Source organism: Pseudorhodobacter turbinis, from assembly GCF_005234135.1.
Lineage (GTDB): Bacteria > Pseudomonadota > Alphaproteobacteria > Rhodobacterales > Rhodobacteraceae > Pseudorhodobacter > Pseudorhodobacter turbinis.
The window spans coordinates 533,000-557,585 of the sequence record NZ_CP039964.1 but is presented as its reverse complement, the minus strand read 5'-3'; the positions used below and the strand labels follow the sequence as shown (position 1 = coordinate 557,585).

Below are 24,586 nucleotides of genomic sequence, written 5' to 3'. Positions count from 1 at the left end.
TCTACCTCGCAATAATCAGGGAGCCAAAGCCCCATTGGAGAGTGCCGATAGCAATTACGGCCGTCTGCCAGTTCAGCGCTTTTCGTGTCAGACCAAACTTAAACGTACCGGCCGGCTCAAGATCATTTCCCATTGCGAATGCCCCTTGAGCTCGGACTAAAAGTTCGCTGGCGAGCGATCCGAATACAAAGACCCCAAGCATCGTCGTCAACGCACCAAAGCGTTCGAACAAGTTCATGCCGGGAACGGCGAAGGCTGTAACAGCCCCGCCAAAAGTGCCAGTTGTAAGAATGATGCACGCAGCCAGAATAGGGTTTTTCACGACCCAAACAGGAAAGGCAGATTCAGTATACGCCATTAGTGCGCCACCCCCGCAGCCACGCTTTCGTCGATAAACCGCCCCTCTTTGAAACGGTTCATGGTGAAGGCCTCGGCTAGTGGTCCCGGCTCTCCTTTGGCCATCAGTTCGGCCATCGCCCAGCCGGAACCGGGGATCGCCTTGAAGCCGCCCGTCCCCCAGCCGCAGTTGACAAAGCAGTTGCCAAGCGGTGTTTTGGAAATCAGCGGAGAGCGATCGCCCGTCATATCCACAATCCCGCCCCATTGCCGCAGCATTTTTAGCCGCGAGATCATCGGGAAGGTCTCAACCAAGGCGCGTAGTGTTTCCTCGATATGGTGGAAAGATCCGCGCTGGGTGTAGTTATTGAACCCGTCCGTGCCGCCGCCGATTACCATCTCGCCCTTGTCCGATTGCGACATATAGCCGTGGACGGTGTTGGCCATGACCACCACATCCATGCAGGGCTTTATCGGCTCTGATACCAATGCTTGCAGGGCGACCGCCTCGATCGGCAAACGAAAGCCTGCCATTTGTGCCAGTTGGCCGGAATGGCCCGCAACCACCATGCCCAGTTTCTTGGTCCCGATATAGCCCTTGGTGGTCTCTACCCCGACGACGTTCCCGGCATCGGTGCGCACGCCCGTCACCTCACATTGCTGGATGATATCCATCCCCATCGCCGAACAGGCCCGCGCATAGCCCCAAGCCACCGCATCATGGCGCGCCGTACCACCGCGCTTTTGCCAAAGCCCGCCTAGAACCGGATAGCGTGGCCCGTTGATGTTGATGATGGGCATCAGCTCCTTCACCTTTTCGGGGCCGATGTATTGTGTTTCCACCCCTTGCAGGGCGTTGGCATGGGCCGTGCGCAAATAGCCGCGCACCTCGCTTTGGGTTTGGGCCAGCATGACCAGCCCGCGCGGGGAAAACATGACGTTGTAATTCAGGTCCTGGCTCATCGTCTCATAAAGAGAGCGGGCCTTTTCATAGATCGCGGCAGAAGGGTCTTGCAGGTAGTTGGAGCGGATGATCGTGGTGTTGCGCCCCGTATTGCCGCCGCCCAGCCAGCCCTTTTCAATCACTGCAACTTTGGTGATGCCGTGATTTTTCCCCAGATAATAAGCCGTTGCAAGGCCGTGGCCGCCTGCCCCGATGATGATCGCATCATATGATGCCTTAGGCGCGGGTGACGCCCACGCCCTTTCCCAGCCTGTATGATGGCGAAGCGCCTCTCGTGCGATTGCGAATACGGAATAGCGTTTCATGCGCAGCGCTCCCTTAATGACGGGTTTTCACGGGTGTTTTTCCTATGGACCACAGATATATCCGCAACCAATAGCGGCACAATGGATATATTTGCGACATCTGTGCAATTACCTGCGGCCAGAAGTCCCAATCACAAAGGTGTTTAAGGCTTTTGCCTTTGGCCCAGAGGCAGTACATGGGGAACTGACGGAAAAAGAGGCAGGTGGCACGTGGCGGATAGTATCTTTTGGGCAGCGGCAGGTGCGATTGCACTGGTGGTGGCGGTAATCCTGATCCGGGCCTTGCGTCGGCCGGAACGCACTGCGGCGGATTCAAGCAGCTTTGATCAGCAGGTCTACCGCGACCAGCTGGCCGAGATTGAACGCGATGCCGCCCGCGGTGTGGTCGCGCCTGATGAAGCCAAGCGTCTGCGCTCTGAGGTGGCCCGCCGCTTGCTGGCCGCAGATCGGGTTGAGGCTAACCGTGATGTGATGCGTAGCGGGCCTGCCTCGGTTCCAGTGGTGATAGTGATCGCCTTGGTGCTTGCCGCAGGCTTTGGCGGCTATGCCTATTTGGGGCAGCCCGGATATGGTGATCTTCCCCTGAAAACCCGCATCGCCATGGCCGAGGAACGCCGCGCCAACCGCCCCGACCAAGCCGCGATGGAGGCGGCGCTGCCGCCACGCCCTCTGCTGGACGCGATTGACCCTGAATTCAAGGTCTTGGTGGAACGTCTGCGCGAAGCCGTGGCCGCCCGCCCTGATGATCTGCAAGGCCAGACCCTGCTTGCCCGCAATGAGGCAAATCTTGGTAATCTGACCGCCGCCTATAAGGCGCAGGAACGGGTTATCGCGCTGAAGGGCGCCGATGCCACGGTTGGCGACATGCTGACGCAGGCGACGTTGATGGTGCAAGCAACTGATGGGCAAGTCTCCCCCGAAGCGGACAGGATTTTGCAACGCGTCCTTGCGATTGAGCCAAAAAATGACACCGCACTGTTTTTCAGCGGCATCGCGAATATGCAGGTCGGGCGCTATGATGTGGCCTTTCTCTATTGGAAAGAAGTGCTTGAAAACGCCGCCCCCGACAGCCCTTGGCGACCAGAGGTGCGCGCCCGTATCGAAAGCCTCGCCCAGGCCGCCGGTGCCCGCTATAGCCTGCCCCCCGAGGCACCCGGCCCCAGTGCCGCCGATATCGCCGCCGCCGAGGATCTAAGCCCCGAAGACCGGCAAGCGATGATCCGCTCTATGGTGGAGGGGCTGAACGACCGCTTGGCCACCGATGGCGGTACCGCACAGGAATGGGCGCGGCTGATCGGCGCGCTTGCCACCTTAGGGGAGGTCGATCGTGCCCGCGCGATCTGGGCCGAGGCCAAGGTGAATTTTGCCGGCCGCACTGCTGAACTTGGCTTTATCAATGAGGCGGCACTTGATGCGGGCATCACCCCATGAGCCAGTTCGAGTTGATGGAGGATCTGGCACCGCTGCTGCCGCCAATGGGCGCGCTCGCGGGGCTTGATTTTGGTGACAAGACCATCGGCGTGGCGATATCGGACCGGATGCGCGGCGTGGCAACCCCTGTGCTGACCATCCGGCGGGTGAAATTCACCGTCGATGCCGATGCGCTTATCAAACTGCTAGAGGCGCGTGAGGTGGTGGGGCTGGTCCTTGGCCTGCCGCGCAATATGGACGGCTCTGAGGGGCCGCGCGTGCAGGCCACCCGTGCCTTTGCCCGCAACCTTGCGCGGCTGTGCCCGCTGCCCTTGGTCTATTGGGATGAACGCCTGTCCACCGTCGCCGCCGAACGCGCGATGATCGAGGCGGATATGTCGCGCAAACGTCGCAAAGAGCTGATTGATCACGTCGCCGCCGGCTATATCTTGCAAGGCGCGCTGGACCGGCTGGCGCATATCAAGCGGGGGCAGGTATGACAGATGAAATCTGGACGCGCGACGAAATCGAAAGCCCCTGTGTAAAGCTGTGCGTCATCCAACCTGAGGCACGGATTTGCGTTGGCTGTTATCGCAGCATGGATGAAATTGGCGCTTGGTCCAAAATGACCCCCGAGGCGCGCCGCGAGGTTATGGCGGCCTTGCCCGAACGCGCAAAACTACTGGCCATACGCCGCGGCGGGCGCAGCGCGCGCCTTAAATCGCGTTAACCCATCATCACCTTGCGCAACATATTCAGCGCAACCAAGGTGATAAACACCGCAAACACCCGTTTCAGCGGTGCGGGGTCCATCTTATGCGCCAGCCCTGCCCCGATGGGCGCAGTTAGCAAGGTCATCGCGATCACCACGCCAAAGGCCGGCAGGTTCACCGCCCCCACGCTAAAGGGCGGTGCATTGTCGATATGGACAAACAAGAACCCCACCACCGAAGGCACGGCAATGATGATGCCAAAGCCCGCCGCCGTGGCCACTGCCCGGTGGATCGTAATGTTGTAAAGCGTCATCAAAGGCACGCCAAAAGACCCGCCCCCGATCCCCATCAACACCGAGAAAAACCCGACCGCGGCACCGACACCCGCACGTTTTGCCCCCACAGGCATGGTTTGCCCCAAGCGCCAATGCGACTTGCCAAGCGCCATATAAAGCCCCGCCCCCAGCGCCAACACGCCAAAGATGATCTGCAAAGTGGTGGATCGCAGCGAAGACACCACCAGCATCCCCAACACCGCGCCAGTCCCGATAAACGGCCACCAGCGGCGCAGCACATCCCATTCCACCGCGCCCTTCTTGTTATGCGCCATAACCGAGCGGGCCGAGGTCACGATGATCGTCGCCAGCGATGTCGCAAGGCACACTCGCATCAGTTCCGGCCCGTCATAGCCCAGATGGCTGAAGGCGTAAAAGAACGCAGGCACCAGAACAATCCCGCCCCCCACGCCCAACAACCCGGCAATCACACCGGCAAAGGCGCCAATCGCCATCAGCAGGGCCAACATCGGCAAAAGCGTTGCAAGATCGGGCATATCATACGGCCTTTTTGACAAAGTTTTGCAATGAATAGCCCCGCGCTGTCGGCAACACCAGTGGCCCGCGCGATTATTGCAAGATTTGGTTTTCCACCTCGGCAAGGGCCGCATTGAACACATCCAGCCCCGCCCCCTCACGGCTGGCCCCTTCAGACAAGACACGTCGCCATGCCCGCGCGCCGGGCCGCCCGTGAAACAGCCCCAACATATGTCGTGTGATTTGATGTAAACGCCGACCGGCAGCCAGATGATCCGCGATATAGGGGCGCATCACCGCTGCCACCTCAAATGCATCCGGACCGGGACCATCCCCCCAAAGCGCATCCGCCCCGATCAAAACCGAAGCCGGATCATGATAGGCCGCCCGCCCGATCATCACCCCGTCAAGCCCCTGCCCCAGCAAATCCCGCGCCAGATCAAGCGAGGCAACCCCGCCATTGATGCAGACCGTAAGTTCGGGGAATTCTTCTTTCATTCGCACCACCAGCGGGTAATCCAAAGGCGGAACCTCGCGGTTTTCCTTGGGCGACAACCCCTTGAGCCATGCCTTGCGCGCATGGATGATAAAATGGGATACCCCTGCGCCCGCAACTGTTTCCAAAAATGCAGGCAAGACCGTTGCAGGGTCTTGGTCATCCACACCAATCCGGCATTTCACTGTCACGGGCACATCCGTCTCTGCCTGCATCGCCCTGACGCAATCGGCCACCAGTTGCGGACGTTCCATGAGCACCGCACCAAAACACCCCGATTGCACGCGGTCCGACGGGCAGCCCACATTGAGGTTCACCTCGTCATAACCGTAAGGCCTCGCCAAGCGCACCGCCTGTGCCAGTTCCTGCGGGTCCGATCCGCCAAGCTGCAAGGCAACAGGATGCTCATCCCCGCCATACCCCAAAAGCCGTTCCCGAGGCCCATGTATCACCGCTGGCGCTGTCACCATCTCAGTATAGAGCATCGCATTCCGGGTCATCAGGCGGTGAAAGTACCGGCAATGCTGATCCGTCCAATCCATCATGGGTGCAACGGACAGGCGTGCAGCGCGCGCTACATCCGAATCCCCTTGTTTTATTGGCTTTCCCAACTCAGTCACCTTTTCCGTTTTCTTCGATTTGGGGTGCGTTTGCCCCTATTTTTGCCCTCAGTGCAACAAATTGTTGCACTGAGCTTGAAATGTTACACCGCCGCGCCCGCGGTCCACCGGGCCGTTTTCCATCATGGAAACGGCCTTTGCACGCGTCGCGAAATGGATCCGCCAATGCTTCGATGTTGAGATATCGAACCATAAACATAGATTCAACCGCGCACCGAGTTCTGAGCCGATTTCCCGAATACCGAAACATACATTTGAGAGGGAATTCCGATGGGAACCATCATGAAGCGCGAGAAAAAAGACGGTTCGCAGAGCTATACTGCTATCATCAGAAAGAAGAAAAAGGGTAAAGTTATCCTAACAATGACTGAAACCTTCATGAGTGAGCAATCAGCAAAACGTTGGGTCAAAAAACGTGAAAGTGAGCTAAAAACCAAAGGTGCTGTCGATAAAATAATACATTTGAGGAAACGGAAAACTTGGTCCGATGTTATAGCTGACTATTGTGATGCATCTCCCAACACATTTGGAAAGACGAAATCTGCTAATCTTGCATATCTTCAGCGCCTTGATTTCGGGAAAATTTCTGTTGAGGATACTGACGCCCACACCTTTTTCAGCTTGGCAAAAGACCTGCTCATCGGAGTGCAAGCTCCACCAGCTGACCCCAGAAAAGACAGCCCAGAGCATTACGCGCTGAAGCCACGTCTGCCGCAGACAGTCAATTCATATATGGCCACTCTGCGCGCTGTCGTTCTTTACGGCGGTCCAATTAGTAGCATTACGATGTCGATCGGTGACTTCGAAACGGCGAGCCGTTCCCTCAGTCATCAAGGCTTAGTCGCGCGTTCAGCGAAGAGAAACCGTCGACCGACACTCGATGAAATGGATAAGTTGATGGCTTACTTCTACGACAACTATCGAGCCGATAATCGTCGCATCCCGATGCACAAAGTGATTGGAGCGGCCATTGCTTTGGCTCACCGCCAGAAGGCGCTATCTTTGGTCCCCTGGGCTGATTTTAATATCAATAAGGCGCGGCTCACCCTTCGCAACATGAAACATCCTCGCGAAACAGTCGGCAATGATGTGGAGACTTGGATCACAGAAGAGGGGATGAAAATCATCGCGTCTATGCCGCGATCTGACGAGCGCATTTTCCCTTTCCACTCGGACACCATCAGTCGCCTATTCACTGAAGCCTGCAAGATCTTGGGAATCATCGACTTGCACTTTCATGATTTGCGTCACGACGCAATTTCGCGTTTTTTCGAGATCGGCATTGGAGGCGGCAGTCGTGACAAAATTCTGAAATATACTGGCCATTCACCGGATGGAAGCCTCAGCCGTTACATTCATATTGAACAGGAAGGCGACAAATACGAAGGCTGGAAGTGGTGGCCCATACTATTTGCGCCACTCTAATTGTCAAAAATTAAGACCTCCATCCATTTATTGGGTGGGGGTCATTCATTGCGATGCGCGGGGACCATAGTCAGATAATTTCAGGTATTGGGAATTTTATACCTTTTTGACCGGGAATTAACACCCCACCAAAGTTTGCTGACCATTCCGTTTCCGAAGTAGTACGTTCGGAACCAATTCCCGGGGATGAAACACTTATCCACCAATCAACATGACAATGCTCCAGCCGCCGCCGATCTGACAGCCGCGGACTATATTCGCCTACTTCACCCAACCGACGGGGTGGGAAAAGTTTCATTTGTCCTAATTAGAAGTCGCAACGAGACCATAACAAAGACCTATTCTGTGGACACTGCTCCGGTCATTGTCGACGCTCTACTTGATGAAAGCACCTACGTTAGTTTGAACCGTTTTAATGGTCCACGAACCAGTAGCCGGTTAGCCCAATTCAATGCTCTATACCTTGATTTGGATGTCCATACACTGCCAGGAAGTAATCAATTACCGGACCATTGGGCCGGCAGCTTTGCCTCTGATTTGAGAGCAAAGAATTTACCTCAACCCTCGGTATTAATTTCAACAGGACGCGGACTTGCCGCAATCTGGCTGCTGGAACCACTTCCAGCAAAGGCACGTTCCAGATGGAGCGCTACGATGCAAGCCCTTATAAAGCTGTTCCGACACATGGGCGCGGACAGCGCCTGCAGCGATTGCGCGAGAGTGTTTCGGGTTCCCGGAACCATCAATCTCAAGTCTGGAACGGAAGTCCGGACAATGGATGGAACGCTTCGCCGATATAAATTTGATGTTCTTTCAGACTGCATCTTTATCGCATCTGGGCGACCAACACGCCGTAAGTTAAAGGAAATAAGGCAACTAAAGAAGAAAGGTACAGTCGCAACCACACAGGAAAATCGACGCGGTCTCACACCAAAGGCTCGCTTTACCATGATCGCGCGTGATCTGGATAAAATTGTCGTTCATTGGGGTGGACGTGTGCCCTTGGGTCACCGGAACACCTTTCTTCACCTCCTCGCAACTTGCCTCACTCACACTGGACCCGCGTCTGAAATTGAAACTCATGTTCGTCGTATCGCGGCCGTGGCCGTCCTCGATCTATCAGGCCGCGAAATTTCTGGAATCATAAAAAGCGCTGAAACGAAGGCGCAAGAGTCATGCTCATCGGACCCTGGCCTCGACGGTCGCTTGCACTACTCAGGTGCCAAGGTAGCGGAGTTGTTGAATATCTCGGATTCACTGGCTTGCGAACTCAGCCTCGAGCAAACGTTTTCTGAGACGGAGCGGGCTCGGCGCAAGGCAGGCCGTGAAAGAAACCGTCGACGAGATCAAGGCGCATGCTCACGAGAGGAATGGCTTGCAATAAACTCAGCATCGCGGGGCAAACCATGGCAATTGGCTGGGATATCACGCTCGAAATGGTATGAGCAAGGGCACCATAAAATAAGTCCATCACAGTAACCCTGCGCCGGACAGGTGCGTGCCCGCTACAAGGGCATAAGCCCCGCCGCAGGCCAAGTCCTGGAGCCTGTCTCCAGGGCACAATGCCACCTACACTAATAAATCCAGCCCGGACCGGACACGTCTGAAAAACACGCAGACACGATGAATGATCGTATTTTGTTATGACTACTCAGCTTCCGATTAAATCGATGCAAGCTCTGACGGTTGCAAACCTTTGAAATATGGAGAATTCTGCTATCAGTTGTATTTAGCATTTGGACACATCCGTGGATTTTGAGAGCCAAAATTTCAGTCATTTAATGGAAATTGATCGTCCGTTATCGGTTCTGGCCTCACATGCCGAACGGTACTTTGTTGATGACGCCAATACAGCGCTGATCAAGACCAGACAGTTTGCAGAGCGAATGACCTATTTCGTGGCCGAAAACGCAGGCGCTATGCAAGAGGACGGTGACACATTCGCTGACACACTTCGAAAAATTCGCCGAGACGACCTTTTACCAAGCGAAATACTCGACGTGCTGCATCACTTGCGAATTGAAGGCAATGCAGCTGTACACGGGCATTCGGGTGAGCGACGTCTTGCCTTTGAAGCCATCAAGCTGTGTCACCGTCTCGGTGTTTGGCTGCGAGCGTCCGTCACGAACAAACCTGGGTTGACGATACCCTTTATACCGCCAAGTCTTTCGGCAGACGACACAGAGGACCTACGCCAACAAGTTGAGGACCTGAGACAGCAACTACATAAACAGTCTCTGGCAGCCTCTGAGCAAGCCGAATTTGCCCAAAACGCCAAGTCTGCAGCTCTTGACGCAGAGCAGCGCGCCGTCCTGGCCGAAGAAGAAAGAGCTATTTATGCAGAGCTTGCTCTTGAGGCGGAGAATATTGGGCGTGAAAAACGACCTTCAGGGTCCGCGCAAACCTTCATCAAGGCAGCCTTTGCTTCGGCGAAGGATATGGATTTTGATGAAGCTGACACCAGACTTCTCGTCGACGAACAGCTTCGCCAGGCAGGCTGGGAGGCAGACAGCGGTGAGCTGAGGTATGCAGCGGGCACCAGACCTGAGCGGAATAGGAACATTGCTATTGCTGAATGGCCTACAGCGTCTGGCCCAGCCGATTACGCGCTATTTGTTGGTCTCACACTGGTTGGGCTTATCGAGGCTAAGAGAAAGCGGAAGAACGTAATGTCAGCGCTTGACGTTCAAGCCACACGATATTCCCATGACATCCAACCAGCCGAAAGTTTCAAATTCGCCGGCGGCCCTTGGGGCGAGCACAAAGCTCCATTCATTTTCGCATCCAATGGGCGAAGTTACTATCCGGCTTTGGAAACCCAAAGCGGGATATGGTTTCGAGATACCCGCGTCGCAAAAAATGCGGCCCGTGCACTCGAAGGATGGTTTACCCCAGAAGGACTTTCAGAGCGATTGGAGGTTGACCGCGAGGCAGCTGAGGCCAAACTCGCGGACCAGCCTTTCAATTTCGGGTTTGAATTGCGCCCCTATCAGATCGCAGCAATTAAAGCCGTAGAGGAAGGGTTGGCGAAGGAACGACGCGAGATGCTTGTCGCCATGGCGACTGGTACCGGAAAAACCAAGCTTGCCATCGCTATGATCTATCGCTTGCTGGAAGCGAAGAGATTCTTGCGGGTTTGTTTCATCGTCGATCGAAGTGCATTGGGCGAACAAGCGGAAAGCGCATTCGAGACGACACGGATGGTCGGGGCAAAAACATTTGCGGAGATATTCGGTTTGCGGGGCCTCGACGATCACAGCACAGACCGTGATGCTAAAATCGATATCTGTACCGTCCAAAGTCTTGTAAAACGCGTCTTGGAGAAAGAGCCCAGGAACAGACCACCAATCGATCAGTATGATCTTATCCTGATCGATGAATGCCATCGGGGATACCTGCTGGATCGCGAAATGAGTGCGGCTGAAACCACTTTCAGAGATCAAAACGATTACGTCTCAAAGTATCGCCGCGTCGTCGAATACTTTGACGCTGTAAAGATCGGCCTAACCGCAACCCCCGCCCTTCACACTGCAGAAATCTTTGGTGAACCTATCTATCGTTACAGTTACCGCGAAGCCGTCGTCGACGGTTGGCTGGTCGATCATGATCCCCCCCACCTGATAAAGACGGCCCTGAGCAAAGCCGGAATTACCTTGGAGGCAGGCGATACGATCGATATTTTGGATCCCAAGACAGGCGAAATCGACACCGCGACATTGCCCGATCAGATGGATTTCCGAGTCGAGCATTTTAATCGAAAAATCCGGACCCCGACGTTCAACAAAGTCGTTTCCGAAGAAATTGCACGGCGAGTTGATATTACCTCCCCAGATGCGGGCAAAACGCTTGTATTCGCAGCCTCTGACGATCACGCTGATGAAATCGTTGCTTGCCTCCGCCAGGCCTATCGCGACGAAGGCCTCGATATCTGCGATGACATGATCCAGAAAGTGACTGGCTCCATCGACAAGCCGAATAAGATGATCTTGAAATACAAAAACGAGCGCGATCCGCGGATCGCTGTCACCGTAGATCTTCTGACAACTGGCATCGATGTGCCTGCCATCAAAAACCTTGTCTTCCTGCGTCGCGTCAATTCACGGATTTTGTATGACCAAATGATCGGCCGGGCGACGCGCAAGTGCGACGAAATCGGAAAAGACGCTTTCCAGATCTACGATGCAGTCGATTTGTACCCCAACCTTCAAGCCATGACAGAAATGCGCCCGGTGGTGGTCAATCCTACAGTGACTTTCGAAACCCTTTTCGACGGGTTTGAAAACGCAGAAGACTCCACCCACCAAGATGAAATCCTTGACCAGATCACCGTCAAACTCTCTCGCAAAGTGAGGAAGATGAATGACGACATCAGGCAACAATACACCGCGCAGGCGGGAGAGACGCCCGAAGAAACCCTGAAACGGTTCAGGACCACCGAAACACCGGCTGTAAGCATATGGACGAAAGAACGCCCTGGTCTCGGGGCCTTCTTTGATTTCAAAGGGGATCGCGGTGCACCACCAATCATCCCGATCTACACGGGCCAAGATGAAGTAGTCAGCGTCAGCCGAGGCTACGGCGACGGCGTCAAGCCCGCCGACTTCATCGATGCCTTTCAAGAATTCATCCGGGAAAATGCCAACCGCATTGATGCCCTGAACCTCGTGCTGACCAGACCGCGTGATCTGACCCGTGAAAGCCTCAAGGATCTGCGGATGGCGCTGGATGCGCGGCATTTCACCGAAAGCGCCCTGAGAACCGCTTGGCGTGACAAAACCAACGAAGATATTGCTGCCTCGATTATTGGTTTGATCCGTCAGGCCGCCTTGGGCGATGCGCTGGTCCCCTACAGCACGCGGGTCGACGCCGCCATTCGCAAGGTTTTATCGTCCCATGATCTTGATGACGTTCAGCAACGCTGGCTTTCTAAGATCGGAGATGAGATGAAGAGCCAAGTCGTCATCGACCGCAAAGCCTTCGACGATCCGCCCTTCGCGCAACACGGCGGCTACAAGCGCTTTGACAAAATCTTCAAAGGGGAGCTCGACGCGATCCTTGAAGAAATCAGAAACAATACATGGGAGCCCGCAGCATGAGCGCCACACAAGATATCGTCGCAAAGCTATGGAAGCCGACACCGATTATAGGAACTGCGGCCATGGCTGTCCATTTTTCATGTGATGGCCCCAGCACGCACCATAATGGCACATGGAGCTACCACCGTGGGCGGCGGCCACACCACAAATCAAAGCCGACAAGGGCCAGAAGCAAATGGTCCGCCCCTGAAATCTAGGGACGGGCCATATCCATTCAGGCAAATAGCCCGGCAGGTCTAGGTTCTTTTACCAGGACGTGATCACAGAGCCCTCATAGGCTTCGTTAATAAACGTTTTGATCTCATCGGAATGATAGGCCTCGACGAGGGTTTTGACCCACGGCAGATTTTCATCCCCTTTGCGCACCACAATGACATTCACATAGGGGTTGTCGGATTTTTCCATCGCGATGGAATCGTTTTTCGGGTTGAGACCGGAGGCGATCGCATAGTTGGTGTTGATAATCGCGATATCCGCATCCGCCAATGTGCGCGGCAACTGGGCTGCGTCAAGTTCAAGAAACTTGAGGCCCTTGGCGTTATCCGCAATATCAAGCGGGCTGGGCACCAGACCCGTGCCCTCGGTCAAGGTCAGCAGCCCAAGATCTTGCAACAGCAAAAGCGCGCGGCCGCCATTGGTCGGATCGTTGGGAATTGCCACCTTTGCGCCGTCTTCCAGCTTGGCAAGATCATCAATCTTGTCGGAATAGATGCCCATAGGCGCAGTGATCGTGTTGCCAACAACAACCAGTTCAAAGCCGCGGTCCTTCATCTGGTTTTCCAGATAGGGCACATGCTGGAAGGAATTGGCCTGAATGTCGCCATCGGCCAGCGCGGTGTTCGGGATCACATAGTCGGAAAACTCGACCACATCGATATCCAGCCCCATTGGCGCGGCAATTTTCACCACTTCATCCATGATTTCGGCATGCTCGCCGGGGGAGACACCGACCTTGATTTGTTCGGCCATAAGGGCGGTTGCCGCAAGCGCAAGAACGGATGTGAGGGTGGTAAGACGCAGCATAATGTTACTCCTGATAAACGATAGGGAAAGGAACGCGTTGAGGCTTATTGCCCGCGGCCCTTGGGTGCACGTTTGTCTACCTTCGCCGCGATCCATTCACCTATGGATTGCACGAGCTGGACAAGAACGACAAGGATGACAACCACCACGCCCATGACCTCGGGCATAAACCGCTGGTAGCCATAGCGGATGCCAAGGTCGCCAAGCCCCTCCCCGCCGACCGCGCCAACCATCGCGGAATAACCGATCAGGCTGACCACAGCGAGGGTGAGGCCAAGGGTGATAGAGGGAAGCGCTTCGGGGATCAGCACCTTGCGGATGATCTGCAACGGCGTGGCCCCCATGGCGCGCGCCGCCTCGATCAGACCGCTATCAACCTCTCGAATAGCGTTTTCAATCAGGCGGGCGATGAAGGGCACGGCGGCAATCGTCAAGGGTACAATCGCGGCCGTGGTCCCGATAGAGGTGCCCGCAATCATGCGCGTAAACGGGATAATCGCCACGACAAGGATGATAAACGGCACAGAGCGCGTCGCATTGACCACAAGCCCCAGCACCTTATTCACCCAAGGCTGCGACAACAGCTCCCCACGTTGGGAGATCGCCAGAAACACCCCCAGAGGCAGGCCCAAAATCGTGCCTAAAATGGTCGAGACGGCAACCATATAAAGCGTCTGCCAGGTTGCATCGAGCAACAGGTTGATCACATTAGCCGACATAGCCAAGCACCTCCGTCAAAAGTCCGTGCCGTTCCAGATAGGCCCGTGCCTGTTCCCCTTTATCCGCATCGAAGGAGATCAACAGATTGCCAAAGGGCTCTGTGCCGATTTCCTCAATCGCGCCGGCAAGGATGTTGACGGCAATGCCCAGATCACGGGTCAAAAGCGCAAGCATCGGGTCGGTCGCATGTTTGCCCGCAAAGGTCACACGGACCACCTCTTCGCTAGCGCCCTGCGGGCGGGTATCTTGCATCCGGCCTGCGATAAAGGCCGGAAGGGTGACACCGGTCACACCGGACAGAAAGGACCGCGTCGTCGGGTGCTTCGGTGCGGCAAACACATCATAGGTTTTGCCGGCCTCAACAATTTTGCCGCCCTCGATCACGGCCATATGGCTGGCGATGTCGCGCACCACGGCCATCTCATGGGTAATCAAAAGAATGGTAAGCCCAAGATCGCGATTGATATCTTTCAACAGCTCAAGCACAGTTTGCGTCGTTTCGGGGTCAAGGGCAGAAGTTGCCTCATCCGACAGCAGCACCTTGGGTTCCGTTGCCAACGCCCGCGCAATGCCGACGCGCTGTTTCTGACCACCCGACAGCTCTGCCGGATAGCGGTCGCTTTGGGCGTCAAGGCCGACGCGGTGGACCAGATCCGCCACGCGCGCCTTGATTGTTGCGGATGGAACGCCAGCAACCTCTAGCGGCAGGGCGATATTACCCGCAACCGTACGAGAGGCCAAAAGGTTGAAATGCTGGAAGATCATGCCAACGTCACGCCGGATGGCCCGCAACGCCGCCCCATGGGCCGCGCCAACATCCTGCCCGCCGACCAGAATTTTCCCTGTCGTCGGCCGTTCAAGCCCGTTCACCATCCGCAGCATCGTGGATTTGCCCGCACCCGAACGGCCAATGATGCCTGTAATCGCGCCTGCCTCAACCGTCAGAGAGGCATCATCAACAGCAGAGACCACGCCCCCGCCCGGTTCAACAAAGGCCTTCCCCACCGCCTGAAAAACGATAGAGGCCCCTTGGATTTTTTGGTCTGACATCACAATACGATCCGGCCGATAAGAGCTTATTTCAGGGGCGGGTAAATAGATTTAGCCCCAGAAATGCAAGCGGCCATTCGCCTAAGCCCCGGTGGTGCAAGTCCAGTGGCGACAAAACACAGGCGTTTCGGGGAACGGTGTCACGACCCTTCCCGATCTGCGGGGCCACAGTTTATCAGACATTGCAAACGTCGGGCAAAAATTCTTTTGGGCAGGGCGAATAGACTACATATCTGCCCCACCTCGAACCGATCACACACAAGCAAAGCTTGCTACATGTCGATAGGGATTTGGGCGTGGCACGAAACCTGACCCAAAAGCCGGCGCGCCCTTAAAGGCGGAGTAAACTATCTGCGATTTCCTGTGCGATGGCTTGGGCGTCGACCCCGTCCCGCTCGGCCGATACGCGCAGCCCCAAAAGGTCGGACTGATAGCGGCGGGCCAGTGCTTTGGGATCGTAAGCGCTGCCAATCTCTCCGGCCGATTGTGCCTGTCGGAACAGCTCTGCGAATTGCACTTCCATCCTCAAAAGATGCTCATTCGCTTTGCGCGCCAACGGGTGATTATGCGCGTGAAGCTCCAAAAGCGTCTTGGATAGCATGCAGGCCTTGGCGGGGGCCCCGACATTCGCGATTGCCATTTCGGGAAAACGTTGGAGTGCTTGAATTGGCCCGTATTTCTGCACAAGATTCTTGAGCCTCTCGGCACCGTCTGCCGCATATTTGTTCATCGCAAGCTCGAACAGCGCCTCTTTTGATCCAAAGGCCGCGTAAAAACTGCCCGGGTTCAACTGCAAGGTCGCTTCCAGATCCTTCAAAGACGTTCCCGCCCAACCACGACGCCAGAAAAGGTCACGGGCGCGATCAATTAGTTCGTTACGGTCGTAGTTCGGTTTGCGTGCCATCTGATCACCAAATGTTGAATGATTGCTCAATTATATACTTGAGTGATCATTCAATAAAGCCTAAATTGCATCTAGTGTTAATAAAAACAAGGTTGATCCAAATGAATTTTCCATCCCACGATCAAGATACCGCCCCCGAAGCCTCCAAGCCGCTGCTGGCGGAATCGCAAAAAGCCTTTGGCCGTTTGCCCGGTCTGCATCAGGTTCTGGCGGAAAGCCCGCAGGCCTATCAGGGGTACCAGATCCTTCATAAATTGTTCACCGAGACCGATTTCGACGCAGACGAACTAACTGTTGTCTGGCAGTCGATCAATGTTGAGCATGCCTGCCATTACTGTGTGCCGGCCCACACCGGCATTGCCAAGATGATGAAAGTGTCTGACGACATCACGACCGCATTGCGCAATGAAACACCGCTGCCAAGCCCCAAGCTGGAGGCGTTGCGGGTGTTCACCATCCAAATGGTCCGCGAGCGCGGGAATGTATCGGACGAACAGATGCAAGCCTTTTTCGATGCGGGCTATAGCCACCGCGCCGTTCTGGATGTGATCCTCGGCCTCGCCCAGAAAACCATGTCGAACTACATCAACCACGTTGCCCAAACACCGGTGGATGAAGTGTTCAAGCCGCTGGCGTGGCAGCGCAGCGATACGCCCTTGAAGGTGTAAGATTGACAGACCTGCGCCGTGGGGTTCCCCGCGGCGCAGCGGATACTTCTGGCTTGTGCCAAGAGACATTAGGAAAAAAACCGACATGCTGACCTATCCTACCCTCAGAAACCTGGCTATCGCCGGGCTTGCGGGCGAAATTGCCTTTGAGCTTTACGCCTGGCTGATCTCGCCGCTGCTGTTCGGTGTGGCCCTTGCGCCTGCAAACCTAGTTGTCGCCCTGACCAAAATCGGATTTGGTGTCACCCTGCCCTATTGGGCCGGCTTCATACTGCATTTTACAATCGGCATCTTCGGGTTTGCGGGGTTCGTATGGCTGACACATCTGGTGTCGCGGACCAAGCTTGTTCTATCGGGCGCGATCGCAGGTTTCGTGCTTTGGTTCGTTGCGCAGGGCATATTGGCCCCATTGGTTGGACGCACATTCATGATGGGATTTGGCGCCTACACCCAGTCTTCGTTCATTGGGCATGTCGGCATGGCCACGCTGATTGGATATGTGGTGTTGCTGTTGCAAAACCGGCAAGCCGCCACCGCCACCTAAACGTGCCTTTGGATACGCAAAGACCCACGAATATCCCGCCCCGAGAATATCATCTCGGGGCGGGATAGTTTCAGGATTGGGCGTAGTTGCTGGGGAACAATGCACGCAGCGAGGCTTCGTCACCCGGCGTTTTAAAGGTCTCTCCCTTGCCGATCTGCAGTGCCTTTTCAACGGCAGGGCGTGCGTTGATCGCCTTGAACCAGCGCGCAACCTCGGGGAAACGCGCAAGGCCTTCGCCGCCCAACACGCGATCACCGCGAATGGCCCAGCCCCAAGCAGAAATATCGGCAATGGAATAGCTGTCCCCCACCATAAATTCGCGGCCCTTCAGATGGTCATTGAGCACCTGATAGTGACGCTCTGCCTCACGCATAAAGCGGTTTTTCGCATAAGGGAGGTCTTCAGGGGCGCTGTGATGGAAGTGAACGCATTGCCCCGAAAACGGCCCAAGACCCGAGGCAATAAACAACATCCAAGACAGCATGGCACCGCGATATTCAGGGGTGCCGCCCAGCTTGCCGGTCTTTTCCGCCAGATAAAGCAGGATTGCCGTGCTGTCGAACACAAGCGTGCCGTCGTCATCAATCGCAGGCACCTTGCCGTTCGGGTTGATCGCCCTGAACTCTGGCGTGTGCTGTTTACCGGCGGCCGTGTCGACAGCGACCAGCTCAAAGGGCAAATCGGTCTCGGCCAGAAACAACGCGATTTTCAGCGGGTTTGGCGTTGGATGATAGTAGAATTTCAACATTCAAATGTCCTATTAGGCGCGAGGAATAAAGTTTACTCGCCCGCTGCTGCGATTTTATCTTGGGTTTTTGTATCGAAATCAGACGCGTCATGGCGTTCGTGAAGCTGTTCGTTCAGCGGGCCACCGGTGCGGTTTACAATCCGGCCACGTTGAACTGCAGGACGGGCGAGTATCTCTTTGGCCCAGCGCCGCAGGTTGGTGTAGCTTTCTACATCCAGGAATTCGCCTGCATCATAGGCATTCCCCAGAACCAGATTGCCATACCAAGGCCATGTCAGCATATCCGCGATGGTATATGTGTCACCGCCAAGATACTTATGCTCGGCCAGTTCACGGTCCAGCACATCCATCTGACGTTTGACTTCCATCGTGAAGCGGTTGATCGGATATTCAAATTTTTCAGGCGCATAGGCATAGAAATGCCCGAAACCACCGCCCAGATAAGGCGCGGACCCTTGCAGCCAGAACACCCAGTTCATGACCTCGGTACGGTGTGCCAGATCGGCTGGCAGAAAGGCCCCAAACTTTTCGGCGAGATACAGCAGGATCGACCCGCTCTCGAACACACGCACGCCGGTGTCATGGTCCATCAGCGCCGGGATTTTAGAGTTCGGATTAATCGCCACGAAGCCCGATGAGAACTGATCGCCGTCACCGATCTTGATCAGATGGGCATCATATTCCGCGTCGGTCTTGCCCAGCGCCAGAAGCTCTTCCAGCATGATCGTGACCTTTTGGCCGTTCGGCGTGCCCATCGAGTAAAGCTGAAGCGGATGCTTGCCGACGGGCAGCTCTGCATCAAAGGTTGCGCCTGCGATGGGGCGATTGGTTTTGGCCCAATTGCCGCCGTTCTCCGCATCCCATGTCCAAACCTTGGGGGGGGTATAATTGGCCATTGTGTCTATTCCTTTCGGATTGAGGGTGCCAGGTGCTTGGCACATAAGGGTAACTGTGTTCCGGGGGGTGAAAGCCGCATGGCCTCCACCTCCCGTGCTAAATCTTCGGCCAGTGCCGCGATATCGGTTTGATCGGTGTCCAGATGCAGCTCAAACCGCAGGGCGGTCACCGCGCCTTGGAACCGCCGTGCCAAATGCATGCAATCGGCATCAACAGGCAGCTCACCCGCCGCCTTCGCACTGGCAAAGGCATCCGCGAAAGCCTGACGGATCTGCATAAGGTGAATTTTGGCCTGCGCGGCAATGTCGGGCGCGGTGGAGGTAACATCCACCAAAGTCTTCGTCAGCATACAGACCTGACGCGCACCATCATCGATGCCCTCCCGCGCAAACCCGCGCAGATGTTCGGCCAAACCTGTCAGCGGGGATGAGGCCTGCTCCATATGCGCCTGAAACCGTGCGACAGAGCGCCTGACATAAAGGTCAAGCGCCAGAAGGTAGAGGTTCTCTTTGCTGGAAAAGGCGCAATAAATGCTTCCGGGCTTCATATTCAGCCCTTTCTCCAGATCCTTGAGCGAGGTCGCATGATAGCCTTTTTGCCAAAAGATCAACATGGCCTTACCCAAGGCTTCTTCACGATCATATTGCATTGGTCGGCTCATAGCGGGCTTCTCTTGGGGCTGCTCTCCAACCCTATGAGTTTATGAGCGGTCGCTCAAGAACATTCGCCACAGTCACATTCTTTTGATGGCCCGCGCAGACATGCGGCATCAGCCCGCCAAGCGCTGGCTCTATGCGTTCAGGGCAACATCGCCCAGCTTAGCCCGGTGAAGCCTTCGCGATGGGCAAAGGTCACAAGATGGATATCGAATACGAAGCGCGCACCGATAATCCCTTTAGCGTCCTCAGCGGTGACACGTATCGTCAGCCCGTTTTCATCAGCAGTCAGTTCTGCCGGGCCAGCCTCCAGCGCGACCGAGCCGCGGTGCGCATCATTCTCAACCGTGACCTTATGGGCAAAATGCTTGCACAGCTGTTGAAGGTATTTTGACGCATGTTCTGTCGGGTAATGGGCCGTCGATGTGAGCATATTAGATTCCTTACTTTTTTAGTATACTTATATCTTTACCTTTTGAGCACAAGCCGCTAGGTCGTCAAAAAACAGCGAAGCCAGATTTCCAGCCACGCTACGATTGATGGAGACTGCAATGAACCGCATTGCCTGTGCAGCGTTATTTGGCCTGTCCCTCTGTGCTGCCCCTGCCTCGATGGCCGGGGATATTCTGATTCAAACAGCCCAAGGGGGGGTGGCGACAGCCCAAAGCCCGTCAAAGGTTGTGGCGCTGGATGTCGCCTCGATTGACACGTTGACAGCGCTTGGCGTTACATTGGCCGGCGCGCCAGACAAGCTCTATGTCGATTATCTTGGCGATCTGGGCACCCAGCCTGTTGGCACTTTGTTTGAGCCGGATATGGAAGCCTTGGCAAATCTGGATCCGGATCTGATCATTGTTGGTGGCCGGTCCGCAACCAAGGCCCAGCCCTTGGCAAAGATTGCCCCCACGATTGATATGACAATCGGTGCCGATACCATTGCCGATGCGCGCAAAAACATCGAAACTTATGGCAAGCTCTTTGATAAGGAAGACAAGGCCACAGCCCTTTTGACGACGCTGGATACGCATCTTTCCGAAGTAAAGGTCGCCGCAGCCGGTAAAGGCAATGCCCTTATCCTTATGACCAACGGGCCAAAGGTTTCCGCTTATGGGCGCGGCTCGCGGTTTGGCTGGTTGCACACCGCCCTTGATCTGCCCGAGGCTTTTGAGAACCTTAATCCCGAGGTGCATGGCGATGCCGTTTCCTTTGAATTCATCGCCGAAACGAACCCCGACTGGCTGATCGTGGTCGATCGCAGCGTGGCAATTGGCGAGGCGTCCTCGGCGCAAACGACTTTGGACAATCCGCTGGTGGCCGGAACAATGGCCGCACAAAAGGGCCAGATCATCTATCTGTCAGCCGCACCGCTTTATATCGCGGGGGGCGGCTATACCTCGCTCAGCACCACATTGGCCGAGTTGAAAACCGCATTCACTAAATAGGCAAAGGGCCGGGGTCTCTGCCCCGGCCAGTATTCCCATGCGCCCCACCTTCATTTTTATCGGCCTATTGGTGCCCCTTTCGGTGGCCAGCCTGTTGATCGGCGCGGCCGGCATCGGCTTGGCCGGTTTGGGCAGTGATCCTCATATGGCATTGGTCATGACCGTTTCGCGGCTACCACGCACGCTTGCGGTTATTCTGACCGGGGCGGCCTTGGCTGTTGCGGGGGTGGTGATGCAACAGATGGTCCGCAACCGTTTTGTAGAACCGGGCACCACTGGCACGGCAGAAAGCGCGGCCCTTGGCCTGTTGGCGGTAACGCTGATCGCGCCGGCAGCACCGATCTGGGTAAAGATGGTGGTGGCAAGCCTTGCAGCAATGGCTGGCACCGCCCTGTTTTTGCGGCTGATCCGCCGTTTGCCCGCGCGTGAGGTTTTGCTGGTGCCGGTCGTTGGCCTTATCCTCTCGGGGGTGCTGGGGGCCGTTGTCACTTTTGTCGGCTGGCAAACCGATCTTTTGCAGCTCATCAGTATCTGGCTGATGACCGGAGAGTTTTCGGGCGTCATCGCCGGGCGCTATGAATTGCTTTGGCTGGCCGCCGGCGCCGCAGCACTGGCATGGTTTGCCGCCGATCAGTTTTCCATCCTTAGCCTTGGGCGGGAAACAACAACCGGCCTTGGCCTGAACCCCGATGCGGTTATGCGGCTGGGGCTTGTCGTTGTGTCTGTTGTGACTGCACTGGTGATTGTAACGGTGGGGATGATCCCTTTTGTCGGGCTTGTGGTGCCCAACATCGTGGCGCGGCGCATGGGCGACAACCTGCGCACAACATTGCCGGTCACGGCGGCGGGCGGTGCCACGCTGGTGCTGGCCTGCGATATTCTGGGGCGTCTGGTGCGTTTCCCCTATGAGGTGCCTGTCGGCACGATACTTGGCGTTGTCGGCTCTGCCCTGTTCTTGTGGCTTTTGTATCGGGAGCCTTCAGGTGGATAGGCGCTTGGCAATTTTGACGGGCGCATTGGTTGTATCCTGCGCGGTCTACCTGTTTTGGGGACTTGGTCCGCGCTGGCAGTTTATTCTGGGCCTGCGCGCGCCCAAGCTGGCGGGAATGCTGTTGGTCGGGGCGGCAATCGCGGTTGCGACGATGGTGTTTCAGACCCTATGCCGCAACCGGGTCCTTACACCGCAGATCATGGGATTTGATGCGCTCTATATTCTAATGCAAACGGCATTGATCGCGGGGCTTGGTGTCAGCGGATATGCCGGATTGTCGCTCTCGGCCAAATTCGGGATCGAGGTTTCGGTCATGTGCGTGGCAGCGCTGTTGCTATTTGGCACGCTGTTGGGGCGCGGCACGCAGGATATCGCGCGTCTGGTGCTGACGGGCGTGATTTTAGGGGTGATGTTCCGGTCCTTTTCGGGCTTTTTGGCACGGATCATTGACCCGAACGCCTTCGCCGTTGTTCAGGCTGCAAGCTTTGCAAGCTTTACTGCGATTGAGCCCGCGCTGCTGCCGGTCACGGGGGCATTGTGCATCGGCACAATTGGCGTGGCGCTTTGGCTTGCGCCGCGGTTGGATGTGCTGGCACTTGGGCGGCCAATCGCAATATCGCTGGGGCTGGCGCATGACCGGCTTGTGCTTGCGGCTTTGGTGATCGTTGCTGTTTTGGTCTCTGTTGCGACCGCATTGGTCGGGCCTGTTGCCTTCTTCGGGCTGCTGGTTTCGGGGCTGGCGCATGAGCTGACAGGCTCTGCCCGCCACGCTCGGCTGTTACCGATGGCGATCTTGGTGGCCTGCCTGATGCTGGTCATCGGGCAAACCCTGTTCGAGCGCATGTTCGGCCTGCAATCCACCCTCTCGGTCGTGATCGAATTTGCGGGCGGCGTGTTTTTCCTGTGGCTCTTGTTGAAAGGACGGATGCGATGATTTGCGTTGAAGGCGTTAGCCACAGCATCGGCAAAACCAAGATTTTGCATGACATCTCGGTTGAGGTGCCAAAGGGCAAGGTGACGGCATTGGTCGGGCCTAACGGCGCAGGCAAGTCAACGCTTCTGTCGCTGATCGGGCGGCTAATGCCTTTGCAAAACGGGCGCATCACCGTTGATGGCGCCGATACGGTGCAGACGCCTACGCGTGATCTGGCGCGCCTGATGGCGGTCTTATCGCAGACCAACACCCTTGGCAGCCGCTTGCGCGTGCAAGAGTTGGTGGCCTTTGGCCGCTGGCCGCACCATCAAGGCCGCCCCACAGCCGAGGATGCGCGGCTGGTCGCCGAAGCGCTTGAGGCCCTCGATCTGACCGCGCTCGGGGATCGTTTCCTAGAGGCGCTTTCGGGCGGCCAGCGCCAACGCGCCTTTATCGCGATGGCCCTTGCACAGGGTGCGGATTGGCTGCTGCTGGATGAACCGCTGGCAGCACTCGATATGGCCTTTGCCCGCCGCATCATGGCCCAGCTTGTCGCATTGCGCGCCGCCGGGCGCAGCGTTGTGGTCGTTGTGCATGACATCAACCACGCCGCCGTTTGGGCCGATCATATCATCGCGATGAAAGCCGGGCGCATCGCCGCCGAGGGCCCGCCCGAAGCCGTCTGTACCAGTAAGGTTCTGGGCGATATCTATGATATGGATCTGCGGGTAACCGAGATTGACGGCAAGCCGCTTGTCCTGCACCACCTCTAACCCACGACGCCCTGCCCTAATAGCAAAGTGAAGCACCATGGAACCAATGACCAACCTCCCCCTCCAAGACACGTTTGACCGGCTTTTGGCTTTTGTCGGCATGGGCGGTGCTGCGATGTGGGCCATTGCCATTCTCTCGGTCATTACGGTTGCCTTGATCTTGTGGAAAGCGATGCGTCTGCTGTCGCTCGGGGCATGGTCGGGGGGCGCGCGCACCGAGGCCGCCCTTGCCCTTTGGGCCAAAGGCCAAACAGCCGAGGCCATCTCATCTCTGGAAAAGCGTCGCTCCTTGCGGGCGATGCTGGCCAGCGCCGCCATGCAGGCAACCCTAAACCCGGCGCTGGACCAAACCGCAACCGAGGCCGAAACCGGACGGGTGGCGCGCGGGCTTTTGCTGCGTGCCCGCAGCGGCCTGCGCGGGCTGGAACTGGCATCAACCATAGGCCCCTTGCTTGGGCTATTGGGAACCGTGACCGGCATGATCGCCGCCTTTCAGGCTCTGCAAGAGGCCGGATCGCGTGCCGACCCCGCAGCCCTTGCCGGTGGTATCTGGGAGGCGTTGTTGACCACGGCCGCCGGTATGGCCGTGGCCATCCCGGCCTCTGTCGCGCTGACATGGTTCGAGAGTGTGCTCGACAGCCTGCGCCACGATATGGAAGATAGCGCCACACGCATTCTGCACAGCACGCAACGGTCCCAAAAATGATCAGTTTCGGCGCAACCAAAGCCCGTCGTAAGCCAAATTTGACGCCGATGATCGACGTGGTGTTTCTGCTTTTGGTCTTTTTCATGCTGGTCTCTCGCTTTGGGGCGGACCGTGTGATCCCGCTTTCATCTGCCGGATCCGGCGGCAGCTACAACGGCCCGCCACGACTGGTAGAGCTGGTCGCAGATGAGGTGCGCCTCAACGGGATCGCCATGCCCCAAGCCGCGCTGGCCGAGGCACTGAGGAAGCTGACGGAAACGCCCGAAGATGCGATTGTCTTGCGCGCGCGTGACGGGGCGGATTTGCAGGCCCTCGTCGCCGTTATGGACGGGCTGGCCGCTGCGGGCTTTTCGCGGCTTGTCTTGGTGGAGTAG

At 56.5% G+C, this 24,586-nt stretch carries 26 protein-coding genes; 14 read left to right on the top strand and 12 right to left on the bottom strand.

Annotation, left to right across the window (positions count from 1 at the left end):
- Position 1: 1 nt before the first annotated feature.
- Both EOK75_RS02565 and EOK75_RS02560 read right to left on the bottom strand, forming a co-directional pair.
- Positions 2 to 358, bottom strand: coding sequence for a hypothetical protein (locus EOK75_RS02565; protein ID WP_137192440.1), 357 nt, complete (start codon positions 356 to 358; stop codon positions 2 to 4).
- On the bottom strand, positions 358 to 1,605 hold the full coding sequence (locus EOK75_RS02560) for a sarcosine oxidase subunit beta family protein (protein WP_137192439.1): 1,248 nt from the start codon (positions 1,603 to 1,605) through the stop codon (positions 358 to 360). The genes EOK75_RS02565 and EOK75_RS02560 overlap by 1 nt, the downstream gene beginning before the upstream one ends.
- A gap of 210 nt (positions 1,606 to 1,815) precedes the next feature.
- Here EOK75_RS02560 and ccmI point away from each other — a divergent pair, with 210 nt between their 5' ends.
- The 3 genes from ccmI to EOK75_RS02545 are packed head-to-tail and all read left to right on the top strand — an operon-like array spanning position 1,816 to position 3,745.
- Positions 1,816 to 3,036: a c-type cytochrome biogenesis protein CcmI gene (gene ccmI, locus EOK75_RS02555; RefSeq protein ID WP_137192438.1), complete on the top strand. Its 1,221-nt coding sequence runs from the start codon at positions 1,816 to 1,818 to the stop codon at positions 3,034 to 3,036.
- The gene (gene ruvX / locus EOK75_RS02550) at positions 3,033 to 3,515 is read left to right on the top strand and encodes a Holliday junction resolvase RuvX (RefSeq protein ID WP_137192437.1); all 483 of its coding nucleotides are present in this window, start codon (positions 3,033 to 3,035) and stop codon (positions 3,513 to 3,515) included. The genes ccmI and ruvX overlap by 4 nt, the downstream gene beginning before the upstream one ends.
- Positions 3,512 to 3,745: a DUF1289 domain-containing protein gene (locus tag EOK75_RS02545; protein ID WP_137192436.1), complete on the top strand. Its 234-nt coding sequence runs from the start codon at positions 3,512 to 3,514 to the stop codon at positions 3,743 to 3,745. Before ruvX ends, EOK75_RS02545 begins: the two co-directional genes overlap by 4 nt.
- Here EOK75_RS02545 and EOK75_RS02540 read toward each other — a convergent pair.
- Positions 3,742 to 4,560, bottom strand: a complete 819-nt coding sequence (locus tag EOK75_RS02540) for a sulfite exporter TauE/SafE family protein (RefSeq protein WP_137192435.1) — start codon at positions 4,558 to 4,560, stop codon at positions 3,742 to 3,744. The genes EOK75_RS02545 and EOK75_RS02540 overlap by 4 nt on opposite strands.
- Before the next feature lie 73 nt (positions 4,561 to 4,633).
- Positions 4,634 to 5,656: a tRNA dihydrouridine(20/20a) synthase DusA gene (gene dusA, locus EOK75_RS02535; protein WP_420821915.1), complete on the bottom strand. Its 1,023-nt coding sequence runs from the start codon at positions 5,654 to 5,656 to the stop codon at positions 4,634 to 4,636.
- Between the two features lie 282 nt (positions 5,657 to 5,938).
- Between dusA and EOK75_RS02530 the strand changes: the two genes are divergently transcribed.
- The 3 genes from EOK75_RS02530 to hsdR all read left to right on the top strand — a co-directional run bounded on the left by EOK75_RS02530 (position 5,939) and on the right by hsdR (position 12,177).
- A complete protein-coding gene (locus tag EOK75_RS02530; RefSeq protein WP_137192433.1) occupies positions 5,939 to 7,081 on the top strand; it encodes a site-specific integrase in 1,143 nt (380 codons plus the stop codon).
- A gap of 186 nt (positions 7,082 to 7,267) precedes the next feature.
- Positions 7,268 to 8,560, top strand: coding sequence for a DNA-primase RepB domain-containing protein (locus EOK75_RS02525; protein WP_137192432.1), 1,293 nt, complete (start codon positions 7,268 to 7,270; stop codon positions 8,558 to 8,560).
- 269 nt (positions 8,561 to 8,829) lie between these two features.
- Positions 8,830 to 12,177, top strand: a complete 3,348-nt coding sequence (gene hsdR / locus EOK75_RS02520) for a type I restriction-modification system endonuclease (protein WP_205965471.1) — start codon at positions 8,830 to 8,832, stop codon at positions 12,175 to 12,177.
- Positions 12,178 to 12,423: 246 nt separating this feature from the next.
- On the opposite strand, the gene EOK75_RS02515 is transcribed toward hsdR, so the two are convergent.
- From EOK75_RS02515 to EOK75_RS02500, 4 genes are all read right to left on the bottom strand, one after another.
- Positions 12,424 to 13,200 carry a MetQ/NlpA family ABC transporter substrate-binding protein gene (locus EOK75_RS02515; protein WP_137192431.1) on the bottom strand — a complete coding sequence of 259 codons (777 nt, stop codon included), beginning with the start codon at positions 13,198 to 13,200 and terminating at the stop codon, positions 12,424 to 12,426.
- Positions 13,201 to 13,244: 44 nt separating this feature from the next.
- Positions 13,245 to 13,919 carry a methionine ABC transporter permease gene (locus EOK75_RS02510; RefSeq protein WP_137192430.1) on the bottom strand — a complete coding sequence of 225 codons (675 nt, stop codon included), beginning with the start codon at positions 13,917 to 13,919 and terminating at the stop codon, positions 13,245 to 13,247.
- Positions 13,909 to 14,970: a methionine ABC transporter ATP-binding protein gene (locus EOK75_RS02505; RefSeq protein ID WP_137192429.1), complete on the bottom strand. Its 1,062-nt coding sequence runs from the start codon at positions 14,968 to 14,970 to the stop codon at positions 13,909 to 13,911. The genes EOK75_RS02510 and EOK75_RS02505 overlap by 11 nt, the downstream gene beginning before the upstream one ends.
- 331 nt (positions 14,971 to 15,301) lie before the next feature.
- Positions 15,302 to 15,874, bottom strand: coding sequence for a TetR/AcrR family transcriptional regulator (locus EOK75_RS02500; RefSeq protein WP_137192428.1), 573 nt, complete (start codon positions 15,872 to 15,874; stop codon positions 15,302 to 15,304).
- A gap of 101 nt (positions 15,875 to 15,975) precedes the next feature.
- Here EOK75_RS02500 and EOK75_RS02495 point away from each other — a divergent pair, with 101 nt between their 5' ends.
- Positions 15,976 to 16,542, top strand: coding sequence for a carboxymuconolactone decarboxylase family protein (locus EOK75_RS02495; RefSeq protein ID WP_137192427.1), 567 nt, complete (start codon positions 15,976 to 15,978; stop codon positions 16,540 to 16,542).
- A gap of 85 nt (positions 16,543 to 16,627) precedes the next feature.
- The gene (locus EOK75_RS02490) at positions 16,628 to 17,086 is read left to right on the top strand and encodes a hypothetical protein (protein ID WP_137192426.1); all 459 of its coding nucleotides are present in this window, start codon (positions 16,628 to 16,630) and stop codon (positions 17,084 to 17,086) included.
- 70 nt (positions 17,087 to 17,156) lie between these two features.
- Here the strand turns inward: EOK75_RS02490 and EOK75_RS02485 are convergent, their stop codons facing one another.
- From EOK75_RS02485 to EOK75_RS02470, 4 genes are all read right to left on the bottom strand, one after another.
- On the bottom strand, positions 17,157 to 17,834 hold the full coding sequence (locus EOK75_RS02485; RefSeq protein WP_137192425.1) for a glutathione S-transferase family protein: 678 nt from the start codon (positions 17,832 to 17,834) through the stop codon (positions 17,157 to 17,159).
- 32 nt (positions 17,835 to 17,866) lie between these two features.
- Complete coding sequence (yghU, locus tag EOK75_RS02480; RefSeq protein ID WP_137192424.1) at positions 17,867 to 18,730, bottom strand: glutathione-dependent disulfide-bond oxidoreductase; 864 nt, start codon at positions 18,728 to 18,730, stop codon at positions 17,867 to 17,869.
- A 5-nt stretch (positions 18,731 to 18,735) separates the two neighbouring features.
- Positions 18,736 to 19,392: a TetR/AcrR family transcriptional regulator gene (locus tag EOK75_RS02475; protein ID WP_137192423.1), complete on the bottom strand. Its 657-nt coding sequence runs from the start codon at positions 19,390 to 19,392 to the stop codon at positions 18,736 to 18,738.
- Between the two features lie 137 nt (positions 19,393 to 19,529).
- Positions 19,530 to 19,820 carry a DUF2218 domain-containing protein gene (locus EOK75_RS02470; RefSeq protein ID WP_137192422.1) on the bottom strand — a complete coding sequence of 97 codons (291 nt, stop codon included), beginning with the start codon at positions 19,818 to 19,820 and terminating at the stop codon, positions 19,530 to 19,532.
- 118 nt (positions 19,821 to 19,938) lie between these two features.
- On the opposite strand from EOK75_RS02470, the gene EOK75_RS02465 reads away from it, so the two are divergent.
- The 6 genes from EOK75_RS02465 to EOK75_RS02440 are packed head-to-tail and all read left to right on the top strand — an operon-like array spanning position 19,939 to position 24,586.
- Entirely contained in the window at positions 19,939 to 20,829 is an 891-nt protein-coding gene (locus tag EOK75_RS02465; RefSeq protein ID WP_137192421.1) for a siderophore ABC transporter substrate-binding protein, read from the top strand.
- Between the two features lie 37 nt (positions 20,830 to 20,866).
- Positions 20,867 to 21,820: an ABC transporter permease gene (locus EOK75_RS02460; RefSeq protein WP_137192420.1), complete on the top strand. Its 954-nt coding sequence runs from the start codon at positions 20,867 to 20,869 to the stop codon at positions 21,818 to 21,820.
- On the top strand, positions 21,813 to 22,754 hold the full coding sequence (locus EOK75_RS02455) for an iron chelate uptake ABC transporter family permease subunit (RefSeq protein WP_240794003.1): 942 nt from the start codon (positions 21,813 to 21,815) through the stop codon (positions 22,752 to 22,754). Before EOK75_RS02460 ends, EOK75_RS02455 begins: the two co-directional genes overlap by 8 nt.
- Positions 22,751 to 23,506 (top strand): iron ABC transporter ATP-binding protein, encoded by a 756-nt coding sequence (locus EOK75_RS02450; protein ID WP_137192418.1) that lies wholly within the window; start codon positions 22,751 to 22,753, stop codon positions 23,504 to 23,506. The genes EOK75_RS02455 and EOK75_RS02450 overlap by 4 nt, the downstream gene beginning before the upstream one ends.
- 46 nt (positions 23,507 to 23,552) lie before the next feature.
- Positions 23,553 to 24,212, top strand: coding sequence for a MotA/TolQ/ExbB proton channel family protein (locus tag EOK75_RS02445; protein WP_240794002.1), 660 nt, complete (start codon positions 23,553 to 23,555; stop codon positions 24,210 to 24,212).
- Positions 24,209 to 24,586, top strand: a complete 378-nt coding sequence (locus EOK75_RS02440; protein WP_137192416.1) for an ExbD/TolR family protein — start codon at positions 24,209 to 24,211, stop codon at positions 24,584 to 24,586. The genes EOK75_RS02445 and EOK75_RS02440 overlap by 4 nt, the downstream gene beginning before the upstream one ends.

Bases quoted from the DNA above. Each gene is read 5' to 3' on its own strand.
- EOK75_RS02565 (WP_137192440.1), bottom strand. From the start codon at position 358: ATGGCGTATACTGAATCTGCCTTTCCTGTTTGGGTCGTGAAAAACCCT.
- EOK75_RS02560 (WP_137192439.1), bottom strand. From the start codon at position 1,605: ATGAAACGCTATTCCGTATTCGCAATCGCACGAGAGGCGCTTCGCCAT.
- ruvX (WP_137192437.1), top strand. From the start codon at position 3,033: ATGAGCCAGTTCGAGTTGATGGAGGATCTGGCACCGCTGCTGCCGCCA.
- EOK75_RS02545 (WP_137192436.1), top strand. From the start codon at position 3,512: ATGACAGATGAAATCTGGACGCGCGACGAAATCGAAAGCCCCTGTGTA.
- EOK75_RS02540 (WP_137192435.1), bottom strand. From the start codon at position 4,560: ATGCCCGATCTTGCAACGCTTTTGCCGATGTTGGCCCTGCTGATGGCG.
- EOK75_RS02530 (WP_137192433.1), top strand. From the start codon at position 5,939: ATGAAGCGCGAGAAAAAAGACGGTTCGCAGAGCTATACTGCTATCATC.
- EOK75_RS02525 (WP_137192432.1), top strand. From the start codon at position 7,268: ATGAAACACTTATCCACCAATCAACATGACAATGCTCCAGCCGCCGCC.
- EOK75_RS02515 (WP_137192431.1), bottom strand. From the start codon at position 13,200: ATGCTGCGTCTTACCACCCTCACATCCGTTCTTGCGCTTGCGGCAACC.
- EOK75_RS02510 (WP_137192430.1), bottom strand. From the start codon at position 13,919: ATGTCGGCTAATGTGATCAACCTGTTGCTCGATGCAACCTGGCAGACG.
- EOK75_RS02505 (WP_137192429.1), bottom strand. From the start codon at position 14,970: ATGTCAGACCAAAAAATCCAAGGGGCCTCTATCGTTTTTCAGGCGGTG.
- EOK75_RS02500 (WP_137192428.1), bottom strand. From the start codon at position 15,874: ATGGCACGCAAACCGAACTACGACCGTAACGAACTAATTGATCGCGCC.
- EOK75_RS02495 (WP_137192427.1), top strand. From the start codon at position 15,976: ATGAATTTTCCATCCCACGATCAAGATACCGCCCCCGAAGCCTCCAAG.
- EOK75_RS02490 (WP_137192426.1), top strand. From the start codon at position 16,628: ATGCTGACCTATCCTACCCTCAGAAACCTGGCTATCGCCGGGCTTGCG.
- EOK75_RS02485 (WP_137192425.1), bottom strand. From the start codon at position 17,834: ATGTTGAAATTCTACTATCATCCAACGCCAAACCCGCTGAAAATCGCG.
- yghU (WP_137192424.1), bottom strand. From the start codon at position 18,730: ATGGCCAATTATACCCCCCCCAAGGTTTGGACATGGGATGCGGAGAAC.
- EOK75_RS02475 (WP_137192423.1), bottom strand. From the start codon at position 19,392: ATGAGCCGACCAATGCAATATGATCGTGAAGAAGCCTTGGGTAAGGCC.
- EOK75_RS02470 (WP_137192422.1), bottom strand. From the start codon at position 19,820: ATGCTCACATCGACGGCCCATTACCCGACAGAACATGCGTCAAAATAC.
- EOK75_RS02465 (WP_137192421.1), top strand. From the start codon at position 19,939: ATGAACCGCATTGCCTGTGCAGCGTTATTTGGCCTGTCCCTCTGTGCT.
- EOK75_RS02460 (WP_137192420.1), top strand. From the start codon at position 20,867: ATGCGCCCCACCTTCATTTTTATCGGCCTATTGGTGCCCCTTTCGGTG.
- EOK75_RS02450 (WP_137192418.1), top strand. From the start codon at position 22,751: ATGATTTGCGTTGAAGGCGTTAGCCACAGCATCGGCAAAACCAAGATT.
- EOK75_RS02445 (WP_240794002.1), top strand. From the start codon at position 23,553: ATGACCAACCTCCCCCTCCAAGACACGTTTGACCGGCTTTTGGCTTTT.
- EOK75_RS02440 (WP_137192416.1), top strand. From the start codon at position 24,209: ATGATCAGTTTCGGCGCAACCAAAGCCCGTCGTAAGCCAAATTTGACG.